Source organism: Paracoccus solventivorans, from assembly GCF_900142875.1.
GTDB classification, from domain to species: domain Bacteria; phylum Pseudomonadota; class Alphaproteobacteria; order Rhodobacterales; family Rhodobacteraceae; genus Paracoccus; species Paracoccus solventivorans.
Genome location: NZ_FRCK01000007.1, coordinates 89807 through 110556, shown reverse-complemented (window position 1 = coordinate 110556; position 20750 = coordinate 89807). Strand labels below are relative to the sequence as shown.

14 protein-coding genes are annotated in these 20750 nt (G+C 71.5%); 7 read left to right on the top strand and 7 right to left on the bottom strand.

Annotated features, from left to right (window positions below):
- Nucleotides 1–2 precede the first annotated feature (2 nt).
- The 6 genes from rplT to BUB57_RS11435 all read left to right on the top strand — a co-directional run bounded on the left by rplT (nt 3) and on the right by BUB57_RS11435 (nt 8129).
- Entirely contained in the window at nt 3–362 is a 360-nt protein-coding gene (gene rplT, locus BUB57_RS11465) for a 50S ribosomal protein L20 (protein ID WP_073067102.1), read from the top strand.
- Between the two features lie 245 nt (nt 363–607).
- Nucleotides 608–1963: a cytochrome P450 gene (locus BUB57_RS11460; RefSeq protein WP_073067100.1), complete on the top strand. Its 1356-nt coding sequence runs from the start codon at nt 608–610 to the stop codon at nt 1961–1963.
- Between the two features lie 65 nt (nt 1964–2028).
- Nucleotides 2029–3111 carry a phenylalanine--tRNA ligase subunit alpha gene (pheS, locus tag BUB57_RS11455; protein WP_073067098.1) on the top strand — a complete coding sequence of 361 codons (1083 nt, stop codon included), beginning with the start codon at nt 2029–2031 and terminating at the stop codon, nt 3109–3111.
- Nucleotides 3112–3532: 421 nt separating this feature from the next.
- A complete protein-coding gene (locus BUB57_RS11445; RefSeq protein WP_234952056.1) occupies nt 3533–3781 on the top strand; it encodes a BrnA antitoxin family protein in 249 nt (82 codons plus the stop codon).
- A 10-nt stretch (nt 3782–3791) separates the two neighbouring features.
- Nucleotides 3792–6197, top strand: coding sequence for a phenylalanine--tRNA ligase subunit beta (pheT, locus tag BUB57_RS11440; RefSeq protein WP_073067094.1), 2406 nt, complete (start codon nt 3792–3794; stop codon nt 6195–6197).
- Between the two features lie 225 nt (nt 6198–6422).
- A complete protein-coding gene (locus BUB57_RS11435) occupies nt 6423–8129 on the top strand; it encodes a putative bifunctional diguanylate cyclase/phosphodiesterase (RefSeq protein ID WP_073067092.1) in 1707 nt (568 codons plus the stop codon).
- 19 nt (nt 8130–8148) lie between these two features.
- Here BUB57_RS11435 and trxA read toward each other — a convergent pair whose 3' ends face one another.
- The 6 genes from trxA to BUB57_RS11405 are packed head-to-tail and all read right to left on the bottom strand — an operon-like array spanning nt 8149 to nt 17888.
- Nucleotides 8149–8469: a thioredoxin gene (trxA, locus tag BUB57_RS11430; protein WP_073067090.1), complete on the bottom strand. Its 321-nt coding sequence runs from the start codon at nt 8467–8469 to the stop codon at nt 8149–8151.
- Nucleotides 8470–8509: 40 nt separating this feature from the next.
- The gene (gene addA, locus BUB57_RS11425; RefSeq protein ID WP_073067088.1) at nt 8510–11974 is read right to left on the bottom strand and encodes a double-strand break repair helicase AddA; all 3465 of its coding nucleotides are present in this window, start codon (nt 11972–11974) and stop codon (nt 8510–8512) included.
- A complete protein-coding gene (addB, locus tag BUB57_RS11420) occupies nt 11967–14888 on the bottom strand; it encodes a double-strand break repair protein AddB (RefSeq protein WP_073067087.1) in 2922 nt (973 codons plus the stop codon). The genes addA and addB overlap by 8 nt, the downstream gene beginning before the upstream one ends.
- A complete protein-coding gene (locus tag BUB57_RS11415; protein ID WP_073067086.1) occupies nt 14888–15568 on the bottom strand; it encodes a nucleotidyltransferase family protein in 681 nt (226 codons plus the stop codon). Before BUB57_RS11415 ends, addB begins: the two co-directional genes overlap by 1 nt.
- Complete coding sequence (gene tsaE / locus BUB57_RS11410) at nt 15565–17016, bottom strand: tRNA (adenosine(37)-N6)-threonylcarbamoyltransferase complex ATPase subunit type 1 TsaE (RefSeq protein ID WP_073067286.1); 1452 nt, start codon at nt 17014–17016, stop codon at nt 15565–15567. The genes BUB57_RS11415 and tsaE overlap by 4 nt, the downstream gene beginning before the upstream one ends.
- A 41-nt stretch (nt 17017–17057) precedes the next feature.
- Nucleotides 17058–17888, bottom strand: a complete 831-nt coding sequence (locus BUB57_RS11405) for an IclR family transcriptional regulator (RefSeq protein WP_073067085.1) — start codon at nt 17886–17888, stop codon at nt 17058–17060.
- Nucleotides 17889–18067: 179 nt separating this feature from the next.
- Between BUB57_RS11405 and BUB57_RS11400 the strand changes: the two genes are divergently transcribed.
- Nucleotides 18068–19546, top strand: a complete 1479-nt coding sequence (locus tag BUB57_RS11400) for a nucleobase:cation symporter-2 family protein (RefSeq protein WP_073067083.1) — start codon at nt 18068–18070, stop codon at nt 19544–19546.
- A gap of 98 nt (nt 19547–19644) precedes the next feature.
- Here the strand turns inward: BUB57_RS11400 and BUB57_RS11395 are convergent, their stop codons facing one another.
- Nucleotides 19645–20613, bottom strand: coding sequence for an NAD(P)H-dependent flavin oxidoreductase (locus BUB57_RS11395; protein ID WP_073067081.1), 969 nt, complete (start codon nt 20611–20613; stop codon nt 19645–19647).
- Between the last annotated feature and the right edge of the window lie 137 nt (nt 20614–20750).

The window sequence follows — 20750 nt, the reverse complement described above, 5'->3', positions numbered from 1 at the left end:
CCATGGCACGAGTGAAATCCGGCAAGGTCACCCACGCCCGCCACAAGAAGATCCTGGATCAGGCCAAGGGCTATTACGGCAACCGCTCGCGGAACTTCCGCACCGCGACCCAGGCCGTCGACAAGGCCAACCAGTACGCGACCCGCGACCGCAAGACCCGCAAGCGCAATTTCCGCGCGCTGTGGATCCAGCGGATCAACGCCGCCGTGCGCGCGGTGGACGCCGAGATGACCTATTCGCGCTTCATCGCCGCGCTGACCAAGGCGGGGATCGAGGTGGACCGCAAGGTTCTGGCCGACCTGGCCGTGCACGAACCGGACGCCTTCAACGCCATCGTGGCGCAGGCGAAAGCCGCGGCCTGAGGGTTTCGGCAGTTCGGAATGGATGGACCCGCGCCCCTGTGGCGCGGGTTTTTCGTTTCTGGGCGCCGTGCCCCAAGGCCGGGGGCCGTCTGCCCCCATCGTCGTATACGACGATTCCCCCGAGGATATTTTTAGACAGAAGATGGAGCGGGTGCCTTGGCGAGCCGGCGAGGTGGTGCGGCATGGGCGAGTGGCCTCTGGCAGCGCACTGTGCAACCCTTGTCCGGTAACGGGGGTTGAGGCGCATGACCGACAGCGCGCATTCGTCCGATTTGCCGCCGCGGGTGCCGCTGGCCAGCCGCCCGCTGGGCATCATCGGCTCGGCCCTGACCGCGCGGCGCAATGTGCTGGAGCTGATTCCCGAGCTGGCCTTGCGCCAGCCGATGGTCTCGGGGCGCTTGGGGATTCGCTGGCATATGGTGATGGACCCGGCGGCGCTGCGGCGGGTGCTGAAGGACCGGGTCGAGGATTATCCGAAATCCGACGTGACGCGGCTGATCCTGGAACCGGCCATCGGAGACAGCCTGTTCGTGGCCGAGGGCGCGCAGTGGCGCTGGCAGCGGCTGGCCGCCGCCCCCGCATTCGCCGCCCGCAACGTCGAGGCGCTGGCCCCGGTGATGACCGCGGCGGCCGAGGCTTCCGCCGCGCGCATCGCCGCCGCGCCGCAGCCCTTCGACGCCTATGCGGAGATGGTCGCCGCCACCTTTGACGTGATCAGCGACGTGACCTTTTCCGGCGACGAGGGTTTCGACCGCGAGGCCGTGCATCTGGCGATCGACCGCTACATCGCCTCGACCGCGCGGGTGTCGCTGCTGGATGTGCTGGGGGCGCCGCCCTGGGTGCCGCGGCCCGGGCGGCTGGTGTCGGGGGGTGCGCTGCGGCGGACCAAGCTGCTGGCCGACCGCGCCATTGCCGAACGCGCCCGCCGCGGGCCGCGGGTGCCGCCGGACCTGCTGGACCTGCTGCGGGGGGGCGTGGACCCGGAAACCGGCCGCAGCATGAACCCGGCCGAGCTGCGCGACAACCTGCTGACCTTCATCGTCGCGGGGCACGAGACGACGGCGTTGACGCTGTCCTGGGCGCTGTATCTCTGCGCCTTCGACCCCGCAGTGCAGGCGCGCGCCGCGGCCGAGGCGCAGGCCGCCGGCCCTCGCATCGGCGCGGCCGAGCTGCCGCGGCTGCCCTATATCCAGCAGATCGTGCAGGAGACGCTGCGGCTGTATCCTCCGGCCGCGTTCCTGTCGCGCACCGCCCGCCGCGCCGATACTCTGGGCGGGCGCGAGATCCGCCCCGGCGACACGGTGATGCTGCCGATCTATGCGCTGCACCGCCACCGGCTGCTGTGGGACAATCCCGACGCCTTCGACCCCGAGCGCTTTGCGCCGGGGATCGAGCGCGACCGCTTTGCCTTCCTGCCCTTTGGCGGCGGCCCTCGCATCTGCATCGGCGCCAATTTCGCCCTGCAAGAGGCCGCGATCATCCTGGCCACGCTGCTGGCGCGGTTCGATTTCGCGCGGGTTCCGGGCGCGGTGCCGCGGCCGCGGATGATCCTGACCCTGCGCCCGGACGGAGGCATCTGGCTGCGCGCCACGCCGCGTTAGTCCCGCCCGCTAGAAACGCCCCGCGTCCCGTGCTAGGCCCGGCCCGCACCAAGCCGAGGCCCGAGATGAGCGATACCGATACCCTGCGTTCCACATGGCTGTCCCGCGTGGCCGAGGCCCCCGACGCCGCCGCGCTGGAAGAGGTGCGGCTGGCCGCGCTGGGGAAAAAGGGCGAGATCAGCGCCCTGATGAAGGAACTGGGCCGGATGACGCCCGAAGAGCGCCAGACCCGCGGCGCCGCCCTGAACCGCCTGCGCGACGAAATCGACGCCGCCCTGCGCGCCCGCAAGCTGGCGCTGGACGACGCGGCGCTGGATGCGCGGCTGGCGGCGGAATGGCTGGACGTGACCCTGCCGGGCCGCCCGCGACCGGCGGGCAGCATCCACCCCGTCAGCCAGGTGATGGACGAGGTCACGGCGATCTTTGCCGACATGGGGTTTTCCGTCGCCGAGGGTCCGCAGGTCGAATCGGACTGGTATAATTTCGACGCGCTGAACATCCCGCCCGAACACCCGGCGCGGCAGGAACACGACACCTTCTTCATGGCGCGGGCCGCGGGCGACGACCGCCCGCCGCATGTGCTGCGCACCCATACCAGCCCCGTCCAGATCCGCGCGATGGAGGCGATGGGCGCGCCCCTGCGCATCATCTGCCCCGGCCGCGTCTATCGCATGGACATGGACCAGACCCACACACCGATGTTCCACCAGGTCGAAGGGCTGGCCATCGGCCGCGACATCTCGATGGCGAACCTGAAATGGACGCTGGAAGAATTCTGCCGGGCGTTCTTCGAGGTCGATGAGGTCGAGCTGCGCTTTCGCGCCTCGCATTTCCCCTTCACCGAGCCGTCCGCCGAGGTCGACATCCGCTGCGACTGGTCCGGCGGCCAGCTGAAGATCGGGCAGGGCGAGTCGTGGCTGGAGATCCTCGGTTCCGGCATGGTCCACCCCAAGGTGCTGAAGGCCGGCGGCATCGACCCGGCCGAGTGGCAGGGCTTTGCCTTCGGCATGGGTATCGACCGGCTGGCGATGCTGAAATACGGCATCCCGGACCTGCGGGCGTTCTTTGAGAGCGACCTGCGCTGGCTGCGGCATTACGGGTTTGCAGCGGGGGACGTGCCGTCGGTGAGTGGCGGGTTGAGCAAGTGAGACTAGTTCTATCGACGGCGATAATTTCCATGGTTTTCTCGGGGCAGGCGCAAGCAATGGTTTTCTGCAGCGAGCCTTCGAAACCATATCTGCCTAGTGGCTACTCGGCTTCATACGAAGAAATGGGGCGTGCGCAAGACGAAGTAAATGAGTACTTTGAAGACGTGAACGAGTACGTCGAATGTCTGCAAAGTGAAATCACGGACTCTATCAATGAAGCCCAGCGTGTTCAGTCTGACTGGGAGTCAGCTGTTTCATCCTTTAAGATGGCGCAATGAGAAGGGGCGAAGATTACATTCGCTCATTGTTAAGTGAGATGGAAGCGGATGAGGCGGCCTCGGCTGTCTGGACGAACATATGGTCGTTCTGGTCTGGACGCCCCGCAGTGATGCCAGGCGCATCATCAGCATGAGGAAGGCCAATGAGCGCGAACAGAAAGCCTATGCCCCCCGGCTTCGATGAGGACGAGATTCCCGACCTCTCGGCGCCCGAATGGATCGAGCGGTTCGACGCCGTGCCGGTGCGGCGTGGCCGTCCCCCGGCAGATGCGCCGAAGATTTCCACCACCTTGCGTCTGGACCCCGACGTTCTGGACTGGTTCAAGGCGGGCGGCGCAGGCTGGCAAAGCCGGATGAATCAGGCGCTCCGCAAGGCGGCGGGGCTGGATTGAAAGAGCAACGATGAAATTCACCCTCTCCTGGCTTCGTGACCATCTCGACACCACGGCCACCCTGACCGAGATCACCGATGCGCTGACCGATCTCGGGCTCGAGGTCGAGGATATCCACGACCCGGCGGCGGCGCTTGCCCCGTTCACCATCGCCCGCATCGAACATGCCGAGCAGCATCCCGACGCCGACCGGCTGCGTGTCCTGCGGGTCGCGACGGACGAGGGCGAAAGGCAGATCGTCTGTGGCGCGCCGAATGCGCGGGCGGGGCTGATCGGCGTTCTGGCCAGGCCCGGCGATTACGTCCCCGGCATCGACCTGACGCTGAGCGTGGGCAAGATCCGCGGCGTGGAATCGCACGGCATGATGGCCTCGGAACGCGAGATGCAGATGTCGGACGAACATGACGGCATCATCGAGCTGCCCTCGGGTGAGGTCGGGCAGAAGTTCACCGACTGGCTGGCGCAGAATGCGCCCGAAAAGATCGACCCGATGATCCACATCAAGATCACCCCCAACCGCCCCGACGCGCTGGGGGTGCGGGGGATCGCGCGCGATCTGGCGGCGCGGGGACTGGGGCGGCTCGAACCGTTGGAGATCCGGCCGGTTGCGGGCAGCTTCGACAGCCCCCTGGGCGTGACCATCGCGCCGGATGTGCTGGACCGTGCGCCGCATTTCGCCGGGCGGCTGATCCGGGGGGTGAAGAACGGCCCCTCGCCCGAGTGGCTGCAACGGCGGCTGAAGGCGATCGGGCTGCGGCCGATTTCCACGCTGGTCGATATCACCAACCTGTTCACCTATGACCTGAACCGGCCGCTGCATGTGTTCGACGCGGGCAAGGTCGTGGGCGACCTGACCGTGCGCGGCGCGGCCTCGGGCGAATCGCTGCACGCGCTGGACGGCAAGACCTATGCCCTGCGTGCGGGCGATCTGGTGATCGCCGACGACAATGGCCCGCAAAGCCTGGCCGGGATCATGGGCGGCGAGGAGTCGGGCGTGACCGAGGACACCACCGAGGTGTTCCTGGAAAGCGCCTGGTGGCAGCCCATCGGCATCGCCGCGACCGGGCGGGCGCTGCGCATCAATTCGGACGCGCGCTATCGCTTTGAACGCGGCGCGGACCCGGCTTTCACCCGGCCCGGGCTGGAGCTGGCGACGCGGCTGATCCTCGATCTCTGCGGGGGCGAGGCCAGCCATGTGGTCGAGGCGGGCGCCGCCCCCGATCATTCCCGCGCCTATCGGCTGGACCCCGCGCGGACGCAAAGCCTCGTCGGGCTGGACATTCCCGAGGCCGAGCAGCGCGCCACGCTGCAGGCGCTGGGCTTCGTCATGGACGGGGACATGGCGCAGGTGCCCAGCTGGCGCCCCGACGTGCAGGGCGAGGCCGATCTGGTCGAGGAAATCGCCCGCATCGCCAGCCTGTCGCGGCTGCGGGGCCAGCCGCTGCCGCGTCCGCGCGCGGGCGTGCCGCAGCCGGTGCTGACCCCCTTGCAGCGCCGCGAAAGCGCGGTGCGGCGGGCGGCGGCGGCGCTGGGCTACAACGAATGCGTCACCTACAGCTTCATCGACCAGCCGGCGGCGGCGCTGTTCGGCGGCGGCTCTGACGCGGTGCGGATCGAGAACCCGATTTCCTCGGAAATGACCCATCTGCGCCCCGACCTGCTGCCCGGGCTGCTGGCGGCGGCAGCGCGCAACCAGGCGCGCGGCTTCATGGATCTGGCGCTGTTCGAGATCGGGCCGGTGTTCGCGGGCGGCGAGCCGGGGCAGCAGACCACCCTGATCTCTGGCCTGCTGGTCGGCGCCGCGGCCCCGCGCGACCCCTACGGCTCGCGCCGCATGGTCGATCTTTACGACGCCAAGGCCGATGCCGAGGCGATCCTGTCCGCCGTCGGCGCACCGGCGCGGGCGCAGATCGACCGCAAGCTGGACCCGTGGTGGCACCCCGGCCGGGCGGGGAACATCGCGCTGGGGCCGAACCGGCTGGCGAGCTTCGGCGAGCTGCATCCCCGCATCCTGCGCGCGCTGGACATCAAGGGGCCGGCGGTCGCCTTTACCGTCCATGTCGGCAACGTGCCGCTGCCCAAGACCCGCACCCCCACCCGCCCGGCGCTGGCGATCAGCGACCTGCAGGCGGTCGAGCGCGACTTTGCCTTTGTCGTGGATGAGCGGGTCGAGGCCGCGGCGCTGGTCAATGCCGCGCAGGGGGCCGACAAGGCGCTGATCGCCCGCGCCGCGGTGTTCGACGAGTTCCGGGGCGAGCGTGCCGCGGCGCAGATGGGGCCGGGCAAGAAATCCGTCGCCCTGACCGTGCGGCTGCAACCCCGCGAAAAGACCCTGACCGATGCCGAGATCGAGGCGGTGGCGGCAAAGATCGTCGACAAGGTGGCGCGCGCCACCGGCGGCACGCTGCGTGGCTGACCAAGGCAGCCGGGCAGCCGCTGCCCAGCACGGGGGCGTCGCATTTTGCGGCGCCCTTTTTCATTCTGCCTCCCGCGGCCCATGGATGCGGCGTTTTGTCAACCGGGCGCCGTCCTGTCCGTTTGTGCAGTTTCGCGGTTGACCGGCAGGTTTTTGCCGATAACAATCCGGTGAAGCGGAAATCCGGCAAGCCCGCGATATTGCAGTTATTCTGTTGGCGAATCGATGAAGAAGACGTGGCCTGACCCCTGGGTCGACCCCGACCCCGGGACAGGGGGACAGGCCGCGGCCTCAGCCGGGGACTTCATCGCGCGGGGCCGCGAACGCTATTCCGCGGCGCTTCAGGCCGGCTCGGTGGTGCTGTGGCACGCCGACCTCGGCGGGCGGATCCTCGCCACGCTGGGCTGGGGGGCGCTAACCGGCCGCCCGGAATCCGAGGCGCTGGGGCGGGCGGCGCTGGACCGCGTCCACCCCGAGGACCGGCCGCTGGCCGATTTCCGCGGCCGCGACATCGGCGATACGCTGCAACTGGAATGCCGGGTGCTCGACGCCAACGACCGCTGGCGCTGGATGCGGGCGCGGGGGGTGCGGATCGCCGCCTCGGGGGCGTTCCCGGCGGAATGGGTCGGCACCTTCGAGGACATCCATGACGAGCGGCTGGCGCTGGAGCGCGCCCGCTATCTGGCCGAACGCGATGCGCTGACCGGGTTGGGCAACCGCCGCACGCTTTACGAACAGCTCAACCGGCTGCGCTGGATGGACGCCTCGGCCACGGTGGTGATGATCGATGTGGACGGGTTCAAGGCGATCAACGACCTGCACGGCCACCTGATCGGCGACCGCTTCCTGCTGCGGCTGGCGCAAAGCCTGACCGCCAGCGCCCCCGCCCATGCCGTCTGCGCGCGCATGGGCGGGGACGAGTTCTGCGCCGTGGTCGCCGATCAGGCCGAGGCCGAGGCGCTGGCCGCACGGCTGGGGGCGATCTGCGGCGCCGGGCTGATGATCGGGGACAGCAACTGCCGCACCGGGATCAGCGCCGGCATCGCCGATGCGGACTGGGCGGCGCCGGACCCCGTTTCCACCGCGCTGCGCCGCGCCGATCTGGCGCTGTATCACGCCAAGCGCAACAACAGCGGGCTGGCGCGGTTCCAGCCCGCCATGCAAGAGGAAGCCGACGCCCGCCAGAAGCTGCTGCACGCGATCGGCGCCGCCAGCCGCAATGGCGAGTTCTTTCTGGAATATCAGCCCATCGTCCGCGTCGATGGCGGTGCCACCGAAGCCTATGAGGCGCTGCTGCGCTGGCAGCACCCGCAATACGGCCGCATCGAGCCGGCGCTGTTCATCCGCCTGGCCGAGGAAAACGGCCTGATCGGAGAGCTGGGGCGCTGGGTGCTGGACCGCGCCTGCGACGATCTGGCCAGCGGCGCCGCGCATCTGCGGCTGAACGTCAATGTCTCGGCCCGGCAGCTGGCCGAGCCGGGGTTCGCCGATACCGCCGCCGGAACCCTGCGCCGCCACGGGCTGGACCCCGGCCGGCTGACGCTCGAACTGACCGAAAGCCTGTCGGCCAGCACGGTGGCTCTGGGGGTCGAGGTCGAGCGGCTGCGCGCCCATGGCTTCCGGCTGGTGCTGGACGATTTCGGCACCGAATACGCGGCGCTGTCGCAGGTCAGCTCGGGGCGCTTCGACGGGATCAAGCTGTCGCGCGAGTTCATCGCCGATTGCTGCGCCAGCCGCCGCGCCTGGCTGGTGCTGCGCCACGTCGTCAACCTGTGCGAGGATCTGGGGATGAGCGTCGTGGCCGAGGGGATCGAGACCGACGCCGAGCTTGCCGTGCTGCGCCGCGCCGGGGTGCGGCTGGTGCAGGGCTATTATTTCGACCGCCCGCGCCCCTTGGCGGAACTGGCCGAGGTCGCCGCGGCGGCCTCGTGACCGCCGCGGACTGGTGGGATCAGACCGATTCGTCGATCCAGGATTTCAGCGAGGCCTTGGGCGCCGCGCCCATGCGGTTCGACACCACCTCGCCGCCCTTGAACATGAACAGCGCCGGAATGCCGCGCACGCCCAGCGAGGCCGGGGTGTCGGGGCTTTCGTCCACGTTCACCTTCACGACCTTGATCCGGCCGGCGTATTCGTCCGACAGTTCTTCCAGCGCCGGGCCGATCTGACGGCAGGGACCGCACCATTCGGCCCAGAAATCCACCAGCACTGGGATGTCGGACTGGCGCACGACACTGTCGAAATCGGCGTCGGTGGCGTTCACTGTGGCCATGGGAAAACTCCTTGAGGGGGTAAGACGGGTCACCAGACAGCTATGGCCCGGCCGCGGCGGGTTCAAGCCCGCGCAGCGCCGCGGCCCAGGCCAGGTCCAGCAGCGGCTCGGGCAGCGTCATCGCCTGCCGCGCGCGGGTCCACAGGATCACGCACTCCACCGCGCGCCCCGGCCAGATCGCCCGCGCGGCGTGGCGATAGGCGGCCATCTGGCGCAGATAGCCCTCGGGCGTGGCCTCGGGGGTGCCGGGGACGGCGGCGTTGGATTTGTAATCGACGATGGTGATGCGCTCGCTTGTGATCACAAGCCGGTCGATGGTCCCCGACAGCACCCTTCCCCCCGGCAGCGGTGCTGACAGCGGCGCCTCGCGCAGCACGGTGGCGCCGGGGGGCGGAGAGAGCAGCGAGCCGAGCGATTCGGCTGCGGCGATCTCGGCCAGCTCGTCCAGAAGCGCGGTAAGTTCCGGGGCGGTGGGCAGCCCGCCCTCGGCCCCGGCCAGCAGGTCGGCGGCGCGGGCGGGCCAGCCCTGCGGCGGCAGGCCGGGCAGGTGTTCCAGCAGGAGATGCAGCCTTGTGCCCGCCAGCAAGGCGGCCTCGCGGTCGCCCGGCTGCGCCCCCGGATCGGCCGCCGCCGTCGCCCGCCGGCCGGCTTGCGCCCCGCCCGCCGCGGCGGTCAGCACCTTGTCGCCCCCCAGCGCAGTCGCGGCGACGGGGGCAGGGGCGTGCGGCGGCCGGGGTGCCGGGACAGTCAGCCAGTCGGGCAGTTCCTCGGCTGCGGGCGTGCTGACCTCGGCCGCAGGCGCCCCCGCCGGCCAGTCGCCGAAGCTCAGCCGGCGGATCGGCTGTTCGCTCCACGCGCAGTCCAGATGCGTCTCGGCCAATCCGTGATCGCGGGTGCAGCCGGCGGCCACCATCGCGTGCCAGCTGTCCAGCCCGCCGCCGGTGTCGCCCGCCGCCGCCACGATCAGCCAGCTTTCGGCGCGGGTAATCGCCACATACAGCAGGCGGCGGCGTTCCTCATCCTGCCGCTGGCGGTCGCGTTCGACCCATTCGGCCAGAAACGGGGTCTGCTGCGCCTTGGGCGCGCGCCAATGCGCGGGCGGGCCGTCGTCGGGCAGGATGGTGGCGCCGGTGCGGCCCGGCCCCTTGCGGGCGGCGCAGTCGGGCAGGATCACCACCGGGCTTTCCAGCCCCTTGGCGCCGTGCACGGTCATCACCCGGATCAGCCCCTGGCCGTCGCCGGCGCTGCCGGGCTGGCGGCGGACCTCGGCAGTGTCGTCGGCCAGCCACACCAGGAACCCGGTCAGCGAGGGCGTCTCGGCCGTCTCATAGGTCAGGGCCTGCGACAGCAGCTCGTCGATGCCGTCCTCGGCCTCGGGGCCCAGCCGCCCGACCAGCCGCGCCCGCCCGCCGTGGCGCACCAGCAGCCGCGAGATCAGGTCGTAGGGGCGCAGGAAATCTGCCTGCCCCTGCAGGTCCTGGATGATCGCCTTGACCCGCTCGTGCCCGGATTTCCGCAGCGCCTCGATCAGATAGCCGCGGCGGCCGGCGGCCAGCCGGTAAAGCTGGTCCTCGTCCAGCCCGAACAGGGGCGAGCGCAGGGCGGCGGCCAGCGACAGGTCATCCTCGGGCAGCGCCAGCACGGACAGCAGCGCGCGGATGTCCTTGACTGCCAGTTCCCCCCCCAGCCGCAGCCGGTCGGCACCGGCGACCGGCAACTCGGCCTGTTTCAGCGCCCGGATCACCTCGTGGAAGATCTCGTTGCGGCGCTGGACGAGGATCAGGATATCGCCCGGCCGCAGCGCGCGGGTCTGGCCGCCGCGCAGGGTGATCGGGGTGCCGATCGCCTGCGCCGCCGCCTGTGCCACCTGCTGCGCCAGCACCTTTGACGCCGCGTTGGCTGCCACGCTGTCCACCGGCGCGTGCCACGGGGCGGGGTCGGGCTTGTCGGGCTCGGGCACCGGCGGCCACAAATCCACCCGCCCCGGCAGCCCGGCGTGAAAGGCGATATGCGTGGGCGCGTCGCCCAAGCCCTGCGCGGCGTCGCCGGAAAACACCGCGTCGGTCAGTCGCAGGATTGCGGGCGAGGATCGGAAGGAATGGCGCAGCGCCGCGTCCTGCATCGGCGCCCCGGCGGCGTCAAAATCCTCGGCAAACTGCCGGTGGCGATCCTCGAACACCGCGATATCGGCGCCCTGGAATGAATAGATCGACTGTTTCGGGTCGCCCACCACGAACAGCGTGCGCGGCCGGTCGGCGGCGCCGGCGCCGGCGGTGAACTCATCGGTCAGCCGCCGGATCACCTGCCATTGCAGGGGCGAGGTGTCCTGCGCCTCGTCCACCAGGATATGGTCGATGCCCCCGTCCAGCCGGAACAGCACCCATTGCGCCATGGACGAGCTGTCCAGCAGCCGCGCCGTCCGCGCGATCAGGTCGTCGAAATCCAGCCAGCCCCCGGCCAGTTTCGCCGCCGCGTAGCGGGTGCAGAAGGCGTGGCCGAAGCGTTGCAGCGCCAGCGTGCGCCGCGCCTGCGCCAAGGCCAGCCGCAGCGGGCGGGCGGCCTCGACCCGGCTCATCAGCTCGTCCAGATCGCCCATCAGTGCGGCGCAGGTGCCGCTGCGCAGCGCCTTGGTGGGGAAATTGCCCAGCTTGGCGGAAAACGGCTCTTTCGCGGTGCCCCCGTTCAGCAGCACGGATTCGAGGATCTCCAGCTCCTCCACCGCCGCCGCCGCCCAGTTGCCGCGGCGCAGCTTTTCAGCGGCGCCCTGATCGGTCTTGCCGCCCTGTTCCAGCAGCGGGATCAGCGCCGGGATCAGCGTGACCTCGCCGCCATCGAAGCAATCGCCCAGCAGCGCGGCATCGTCGAAACCGGGCGGCAGGTCGCAGCAGCGCCACAGCGCCGCCACGTCGGGGGGCGCGTCATGGCCGGTCAGCGAGGACAGGAATTCGTCCAGCCCGTGGTCCGAGCGCAGCGACAGCAGGTCCGCCATCTCGGGGACGTTCTCGCGCGCCATGCGGTCCAGCACCTCGGCGCGCAGGATGGCGGCGCTGCGGTCGTCAAGCTCGGCAAAGCCATGCGGCACGCCGGCCTCCAGCGGAAAGCGGCGCAGCACACCGGCGCAGAAACTGTGGATGGTCTGGACCTTGAGACCGCCGGGCGCCTCGATCGCCTGCGCGAACAGCCGGCGCGCGGCGGGCAGGTCGGCGCCGGCCGCGATGCCCATCCGCGCCAGCCGCGCGGTCAGCGCCGTGTCGTCCAGCATCGCCCATTCGCCCAGGCGGCCCAGCAGGCGGTTCTGCATCTCGGTCGCGGCGGCCTTGGTATAGGTCAGGCACAGGATGCGTTCCGGCCGGGTGCCGCCCAGCAGCAACCGCGCCACCCGGTCGGTCAGCACGCTGGTCTTGCCGGACCCCGCATTCGCCGTCAGCCAAGTCGAACGTTCCGGGTCGGCGGCGATGTGCTGCGCGCGGGTCGCGTCGTCCGGGCGGGGGATCGCGTCAGCCATGGCCCACCTGTTGCGGCTGCGGGGGATCGGCCTCGGACCATTCGCCGTGGCGCGACAGGTGGTCGTAGTCGGAGCCGTGGGTCATCCGCTCCATCGCGCGGCGGGCGGTAAAGCCGTATTCGCCGCGCAGATAGGCCGAGATCAGTTCGACGAACTGGTCCCAGGTCGCCTGCATCTCTGCGTCCCAGCCGTGGCTGCGGGTCTCGCCCTCGCCCCCCAGGCGGATATAGCGCAGGTCGGCCACGCGCATCTGCTCGCCAAAGGCGCCCCGTTCGGCCATGGCGGCGGTCAGCGGCAGCTGCTTGTCGAATTGCAGGATCTGCGGGCGGGTCGAGGGGGTGCCTGATTTGTAATCATAGATCACCGCCGTGCCGTCATGCAGCCGGTCGATGCGGTCGGGTTTCGCGGTCAGGCTGAAGTCGAGCCCCGCCACCGCCAGCCGCCGCTGCGTCTCTACCGCCAGCGGCGCGCCCTGTTGCAGCCGCGCGTGTTCGTCGCGGCACAGCTGCGCGGCGATGCCGCCGATGCGGGCGCGCCAGAACAGGCGGCTGGTGGGCCAGGGCACCTGCGCGGCCAGCACCTCGTCCGCCGCGGCCAGCAGCCGCTCCTGCAAGGCCTGCGGCGAGTCCTGCGGGGTGGGCGGCGGGGTCAGGAAGCGCTGGATGATCGCGTGCAGCACGTTGCCGCGCTCGGCCGCGTCGGGTTCGGGGCGCAGCGGGTCCAGCGGCGACAGCCCCAGCACCTGCCGCGCATAGATCGCGTAGGGGTCGCGGATCAGCGTCTGCACCGCCGTCACCGACAGCTCGCGCAGCGCCGGCGCGGGCGGGCGGGGCGAGGGCCGCGGCGCAGGCCGCGCCCGCTCGGCCTCGGCCGGGGCCTCGATGGCGCGGGCGCGGTCCAGCCAGAGCTGTCCGCGCGCGCGCATCAGGGCCAGCGCCTGCGGCCCGCCCTGCGCCGGCAGCCCGCCCAGCAGGTTCACCAAGCGGTTGAGCCAGCGCGACGGGATCGTCTCGGCCTCGTCACTGCGGCGCGCGCGGCTAAGCACCACCTGCGGCGCGGCGATGGCGATCTGGAAATCATGCGCGGCCAGCCCGATGCGGCGTTCGGGCAGGGTCAGCCCGGCGTCCTCTCGCATCGGACGGCTGAGCCAGGGGTCGGGGTCCAGCGCCTGCGGCCAGCCGCCCTCGTTCAGCCCGCCCAGGATCACCAGCCCGGTGGCCTCGGTCCGTGCCTCTCGCGGGCCGCGGATGCGCACCAGCGGATGCGCGGCCACGTCCATGCGCACCGCCTGAGCCTGCAGCTGGTCCGCCAGCAGCCGGGCAAAGTCGCGCGCCGACATCGCCGGGCCGCGCGGCGCGTGCAGGGCCAGGTGGTCGAGCACGGCGCGGGCTTTCTCGCCCGCGGCCTCGGCGTAAAGCCTTGACGCGTCAGCGGTGCCGGTGCCCGCGGCCCAGGCCTCGGCGATGCCGCGGTGGCGGGCGGCGCGTTCGGCCAGCGGCAGCGGGCCCGGGTCTGCGATCAGCGGCAGAGTGGCGTCCAGAACTGCCGCGATCATCGCGGCCCATGCGGCGCGTTCGGCGCTGGCCTCGCCCGATCCGCGCGCGGCCCGCGCGCCCCATGCGCGCAGCGCCGCGCCGTCGGGAAAGGCCGGGCCGTGGCGGCGCAGATGCAGCTCAAGTTCGCGGCTGTGCAGCAGATGGGTGCGGCGCGCCTCGTCCCCCGCGCCGGTGGCGGTCAGCGGGTGCTTGAGCATGACCAGCAGGCTGTCGATGCCAAAGGGCTGGCCCGGCAGTTCCGCCACATGGCGCAGGAACAGCCCGGCCGCGGTCAGCGGCAGCGGCACCCCGGCGCTGTCGTCGGGGATGATCCCCCAGCGGTCCAGCGCCGCCGCCACGCGCCGGGTCAGGCTGCGGTCGGCGGCGATCAGCGTGACGGGTCGGCTTTCATGCACGGCGCCGCGGATCAGGGCGGCCAGCGCATTGGCCTCGGCCGCGGGGCTGTCGGCCTCGATCAGCGTCATCCGCCGGGTGGCGGCGGGCAGGTCGCCCAGCGAGGGCCCCTCGGCCACCCACTGGTCGGTGACGGGGGCGGGGCGCAGCGCCAGCGCCACCAGCGCATTGCGGGCGGGGTCGGGCGTGGGGGCGTCGTCCCACCGCGCCGGTTCCCCACAGGCGGCGACCAGCGGCGCGAAACGGGCCTGCGGGTGATCCTCGTGCATGGCGGCCGCGGCGCCCTCGGGCATCGGCGTATAACCGGGCAGCACCACCGCGCCTTGCGGCAGCGCCGCCACCGCCTGCATGAACAGCCGCGTGGCCCCGTGCGAGCCGGTCGAGCCCGCGACGATCACCGGCCCCTCGGGCAGGTTCAGCCCCTGCTGCCAATCGGCGGCCAGGCGTTCTGCCGCCGCGCGCTGCTGCGCCTCGCGGTCCACGGGCGGGCCGTGCAGGTGGAAGCCGGCAGCGATGCGCAGGAAGGCCAACGCCTGCTGCCAATGCGCGGCATGGGCGCCGGCGTCGATGCGCTCCAGCGCGTCCGGCCCCAGCCCCTCGGCCTGCATCTCGGCCATCAGCGTGGACAGCGAGGCCGCGAGCGTCGGCACCGACTGCCCGGTCGCGTCGCCCGTCAGCGCGCGGGCGACCAGCTGCGCCAGGTCCAGCTGCCGTGCCAGCGGCGGGGCCGGGGGCGCAAACCCACTGCTGCTGCCCAGTTCGGCAATCAGCCGCAGCCGGGGTAGCAGCAGCGGGCCACTGTCGCGCAGCGCCGACTCGATGGCCCGCAGCGTGTGGCCCGAGTTGCACCAGACGGTGACCGCGGCCAGCGCCTCGGGCGGGCTGCCTTGCATCCGCGCCAGCAGGCCGCGCACGAAACCGGCGGCGAAATCCGCGCCGGGGGGCAGGGCGTAGAGGCCGCGCATCAGGCGCCCCCGGCCAGCATTGCCTCAGCCAGCGGGATGCAGTCGGGACGGCCGACGTCGCACCAGTCGCCCTTGTGGACCATGCCGAACACCCGCCCCCGCGCCAGCAGCCGGTCCCACAGCAGGTTGAGCGAGAACACCTGTTCCGGGATCGCCGCCAGCCCCTCGGTGCGGATGATCTGGCAGCCGGTATAGACCAGATCGCCGCCGCGGCTGATCCGCCCGCCCGCGTCCAGCGTGAAATCGCCGCCGCCGATGCGGCCGCGGGCGCGGTCCAGCGGCACCAGCATCAGCAGCGCGTCCATGCGCCCCCCGTCCCATGCGGCGCGCAGCGCGGCGACCGGGTTCGGGCCGGTCCAGACCGCATCGGGGTTCAGCGTCAAAACGGGGCCGGGGCCGAGCAGCGACAGCGCCCGCCGGAGCCCGCCGCCGGTATCCAGCAGCAGGTCGGTTTCATCTGAAACCATCACCTCGCTGCCGGAGAGATGCCGGGCGATCTGGTCGCCCAGATGGTGGATGTTGACCACGATGCGCCGTGCGCCCCCCGCCCGCGCCAGGTCGAGCGCGCGGTCCAGCAGCGGCTGCCCGGCGACCGGGATCAGCGGCTTCGGCGTGGTGTCGGTCAGGGGTGCCATGCGGGTGCCCTTGCCGGCGGCGAACAGCATCAGGGTCTCGGTCATCTCACGTCCCCCGCCCGCGCTCGCAGCGCAGCGATGATGTCGGGCGAGGGCGGCGGCACGTCCCGCAGCGCGGCGGAGAGCGGCGCCAGCGCCGGGTGCGCGATGTCGCGGGCAATGGCATCCCAGACCCGCGGCATGAAATCGAGATAGCGGGTCTTGCCGTCGCGCAGGCACAGCCGGGTGAAGATGCCGATGATCCGCAGGTTTCGCGCCGCGCCCAGCAGCGCATAGGCGGCGCGGAACCGCGCCTCATCCTGCCCGGTGGCGGCGATATAGCGCGACAGCGCGCGCTCCTCGATCTCGGGCGCCACGTCCCGGCGGGCGTCCTGCAGGACCGAGGCGAGCTCATAGGCCGGATGCACCGCCACCGCGTCCTGAAAATCCAGCAGCCCGATGGGGGCCTCGCCGCGCCAGACAAGGTTTTCCGCGTGGAAGTCGCGCAGGGAGAGCGCCGGCGAGGCATCGGCGCAAAGCTGCGCGTGCAGGGCGGCGATGGTGGCGGCGACCCCGGCGCCCGCGCCGGGACGGCCAGCGGCGGCGGGATACCACGCGGCGAACAGTTCCGACTGCTGCGCCAGCGCCGGGCCGTCCAGCGGCGGGACGAAACCGGGCGGCGGGTGGCGATGCAGTTCCGCCACCAGATCGGCGATGCGGTCATAGATCGGCGCCGCCGCCTGCGGGTCGCGGTCAAGGACGCGAGCGATCAGGTCGTCGCCCAGATCCTCGGCGAGCAGCAGGCCCTCGGGTTCCGACAGCGCAAGGATTTCAGGGGCATGAAAGCCGCGCGCCCGCAGCCAGCGGGTCATCGCCAGATAGCGGGCCATGTCGCTGCCGGGCTGGCCGCTGCTGGTCGGATCGTCCATCAGCACCGCGGTGCCGCTGTCCCCGATCAGCCGGAAATAGCGGCGCGAGGAGGCATCGCCCGCCAGCGGCTCGACCCGCGCGCCCGCCCAGCCCGCGCCATGCAGGAACTGCGCGATCTGCACCATGCGCGGCACATGCGCCCAGCGGGCAGGATCGCCCGACAGGGTGATGCGGCGGCGGTCGTCGGCGGTGGCGGCCAGCGTCACGGTCAGCGCGCCCGGCGGGGGCGGGGTCATCCGGTCGGGCCACTCGATCAGCGTGATCGCGTGGTCCATCGCGTCCTCGAGCCCCAGCTCGACCAGCTCGGACGGATCGGTGAGGCGGTAGAGATCGGCGTGCCAGATCTCGACCCCGCGCGCGTCCAGATAGCTCTGCACGAGGGTGAAGGTGGGGCTGGGCACGTCCTCGGGGGCATCGCCTTGGCGCGCGCGGATCAGGGCGCGGGCGAAATGGGTCTTGCCGGCGCCCACCGGCCCGTCCAGCAGCAGCGTGTCGCCGGGGGCGAGCACTGCCGCCAGCGCGCGGGCGAGCCCGGCGGTCAGGGCCTCATCGGCGCTGTCGATCACGGAGAGAATGTCGCTCATGCAGGCGGTCACAAGGGGGGCGCGGTCCATCGCGGCGCAACCTAGCCGCTGACGGCTTGCGGGGAAAGGGCGGGGCCGCCAAGCGCCGCGCCCAGCCCGGCGGCGGCCGCGGCCACGGCGGGGCCAAGCCGGGCCAGCGCCGCCTCGTCCAGCCGCACCTCGGGGCCGATGATCCCCAGCGCCGCCACCGGGTCGCCGCTGCCGCCGAAGACCGGGGCGGCGATGCCGTTCTGGCCGGGCACCGCCTCGCCCCGCTCGGCCAGCCAGCCGCCGTGGCGCAGGGTGGCAAGCTCGGCGGTCAGCTCGCCCTGGTCGGTGAAGCTGCGCGGAGTCAGCGCCGGCAGGGCATCGCATCCCAGCAGCGCCCGCACCCGCGCCAGCGGCAGATGCGCGATCAGCGCCTTGCCCGGCGCGGTGGCGTGATAGGCGAGCCGCGTCCCGGCGGGCAGCACCACCCGCAGCGAGGCCGCCGCCTGCGCTTCAGCCACCACCAGCGCGGCGTCGCCGTCGGCCACCGCCAGCACCGCGGTCTCGCCACTGTCGGCCGCCAGCTGCGCCATGACCGGGCGGGCGCGTTCCGCCAGCCCGCCGCGGCGCAGGAAGGCCGCGCCCAGCCGGAACGCGCCGGGCCCGACGTGCCACAGCTGCGTGACGGGATCGGCCTCGGCCAGCCGCCGCGCGGCCAGCGCCGCCAGCAGCCGATGCGTGGTCGAAGGCGCCAGCCCCAGCCGCCGCCCCAACTCGGACAGCGTGGCGCCGTTGCCCGCGGCCAGCACCTCGAGCAGCGCCAGCGCCCGGTCCACCACGGCCGAGCCCGCCGCAGGCCCCCCGCCCGAAGGCCGCCCGCGCGGGCGGGAAGAGGTCGATTCCATAGATGCCCCTGCTTGCGCCATGATCCGCGCAAGCTGCCGCAAACCCGTCCCCGCCGCAACGGGTGCGGACCCCGCCCGGACGCCGCCTATCCGCATCGTGGAATTGCGCAAGAAAGCCTTTGTCGGTTCCGCACGATGCGCAAAACTGCCCGAGACCGCCATGCATCGGGGAGGAGACCATGCACAGGAGCCACAGGGCCGGGACCCACCCGGTCGACGAGATGCTGCCCGCGCCGCGGTTGTTCGCGCTGGGGTTGCAACATGTGCTGGTGATGTACGCCGGCGCCATCGCCGTGCCGCTGATCGTCGGCCGTGCCCTGCAACTGCCGCCCGAGGACGTGGCCTTCCTGATCTCGGCCGACCTGTTCGTCTGCGGTGTGGTCTCGATCCTGCAGTCGCTGGGCGCAGGCCCGTGGCTGGGGGTCAGGATGCCGGTGATGATGGGGGTGACCTTTGCCGCGGTGGGGCCGATGGTCGCCATCGCCAATTCCATGCCCGGGATCGAGGGCGCACGGGCGCTGTTCGGCGCGGTGATCGGGGCGGGGGTGATCTCGATCCTGATGGCGCCGCTGGTCAGCCGGATGCTGCGGTTCTTTCCGCCGGTGGTGACGGGAACCGTGATCCTGGTGATCGGAGTCAGCCTGATGCCGATCGGGATCAACTGGATCTTCGGCCTGCCGCAGGGACCGACCGCGCCGCGGCTGGTCGATCCGGTGATGCAGGCCTGGCTGGAACAGCACATGGCCGAGGGCGGCGCCCCCGCCGGGCTGGCGCTGGCGCCGACCGTGCCGAACCCGCTTTACGGGGCGCCGGGAAACATGGTGATCGCGGGGATCGTGCTGGCCACGATCATGCTGATCGCGCGCTTTGCCCGCGGGTTTCTGTCCAATATCGCGGTGCTGGTGGGGATCGTGGTGGGCGGCATCCTGGCCGCCGCGCTGGGGCTGATGCATTTCGACAAGGTCGCCGCCGCGGCCTGGTTCGCGCCGATCCGGCCGCTCCATTTCGGGATGCCCAGTTTCGACCCGGTGATGATCCTGACCATGACCATGGTGATGATCGTGGTGATGATCGAATCGACCGGCATGTTCCTGGCGCTGGGCGACATGGTGGACCAGAAGATCGACCAGCCGCGGCTGGCGGCTGGGCTGCGGGTGGACGGGGTCGGCACGCTGCTGGGCGGGATCTTCAACACCTTCCCCTATACCTCGTTCAGCCAGAACGTCGGGCTGGTGGGCGTGACCGGGGTGCGCTCGCGCCATGTCTGCGTGGCGGGGGGCGCGATCATGGTGGTGCTGGGGCTGATCCCCAAGATGGGCGCGCTGGTCGAGGCGCTGCCCACGGTGGTGCTGGGCGGGGCCGGGCTGGTGATGTTCGGCATGGTCGCGGCGACCGGCATAAGGGTGCTGTCGCGCGTCGATTTCGCCGGCAACCGCAACAACCTGTTCGTGGTGGCGGTGTCGCTGGGCATGGGGATGATCCCGATGATCGCCGGCAGTTTCGACCAGTGGCTGCCGCCATCGACCCGGGTGCTGACCCATTCCGGCATCCTGCTGGCTGCGGTGGCCGCGGTGGCGCTGAACTGGTTCCTGAACGGCGCCGCCCATCTGGACAGGGCCGAGGTCTCGCGCGCTGCAGCCCAGGCCGACACGCATTGAAAGCAAAGGGGCGTCGCAGCCGGCGCCCCTTCATCGTGGTGGAAATATCCTCCGGGGGCGCGGGGGTGGAAAACCCCCGTTCCGACCGCGCCGCCCGGTCAGGCCAGCGCCAGTTCGCGCCTCGCGGCCAAGTATTCGGCCTCGAGCCGGTCCACCAGCCCGGCCACCGGCTGGATGGCGTCAACCGCGCCGATGCCCTGGCCTGCGCCCCAGATCTGGCTCCACGCCTTGACCTTGCGCTGGTCCTTGCCGAAATCCATCGCCTCGGGGGTGGCGTCGCCCAGGCCGTCGGGGTCGATCCCCGCCGCGCGGATCGAGGGTTTCAGATAGTTGCCTGGAATGCCGGTGAAGGCGGGGGAATAGATGATGTCCTCGGCCCCGCAGTCCACGATCATCTGCTTGTAGTCGGCGGGGGCGTTTGCCTCGGCCGTGGCGATGAAGGGGCTGCCGATATAGGCAAGGTCCGCCCCCGCCGCCTGCGCGGCCAGCACCGCGCGGCCGGTGGCGATGGCGCCCGACAGCAGCAGCGGCCCGTCGAAGAACGCGCGGATTTCCTGCAGAAGCGCAAAGGGCGACTGCACCCCTGCATGGCCGCCCGCACCCGCCGCCACCGCGATCAGCCCGTCGGCGCCCTTTTCCAGCGCCTTGCGGGCGAAGGTCGCGTTCACCACGTCGTGCAGGCTGATGCCGCCGCAGTCATGGGCGGCCTCGTTCACCTCGACCCGCGCGCCCAGGCTGGTGATCCAGATCGGCACCTTGTGGCGGTGGCAGATCTCGATGTCGCGTTCCAGCCGCGCGTTCGAGCGGTGGACGATCTGGTTGACCGCAAAGGGCGCCGCCGGGCGGTCGGGGTTGGCTTGGTTGTGGCGGTCGAGTTCCTCGCGGATGCGGGTCAGCCAGACGTCGAGCAGCGGCGGCTCGCCGTCCTTTTCGCGCGCGTTCAGCGCGGGGAACGAACCGACGATCCCGGCCTTGCACTGGGCGATGACCAGCTCCGGCCCCGAGACGATGAACATGGGCGAGGCGACGACGGGGATACGCAGGTTCGACAGGATCGGAGGCAGCATCGCTTGTTCCTTGCATGTGGCGTTGGCGCGATCATGGCGCGGCGGGGGCGGACTGCAACCGTGCGGGCCGGGGGACGTTGCGGAAGCAGCAGTCCCGGGGGCGTGGTCGGAGCGGGGGCCAGCCCCGGCCACTGCCG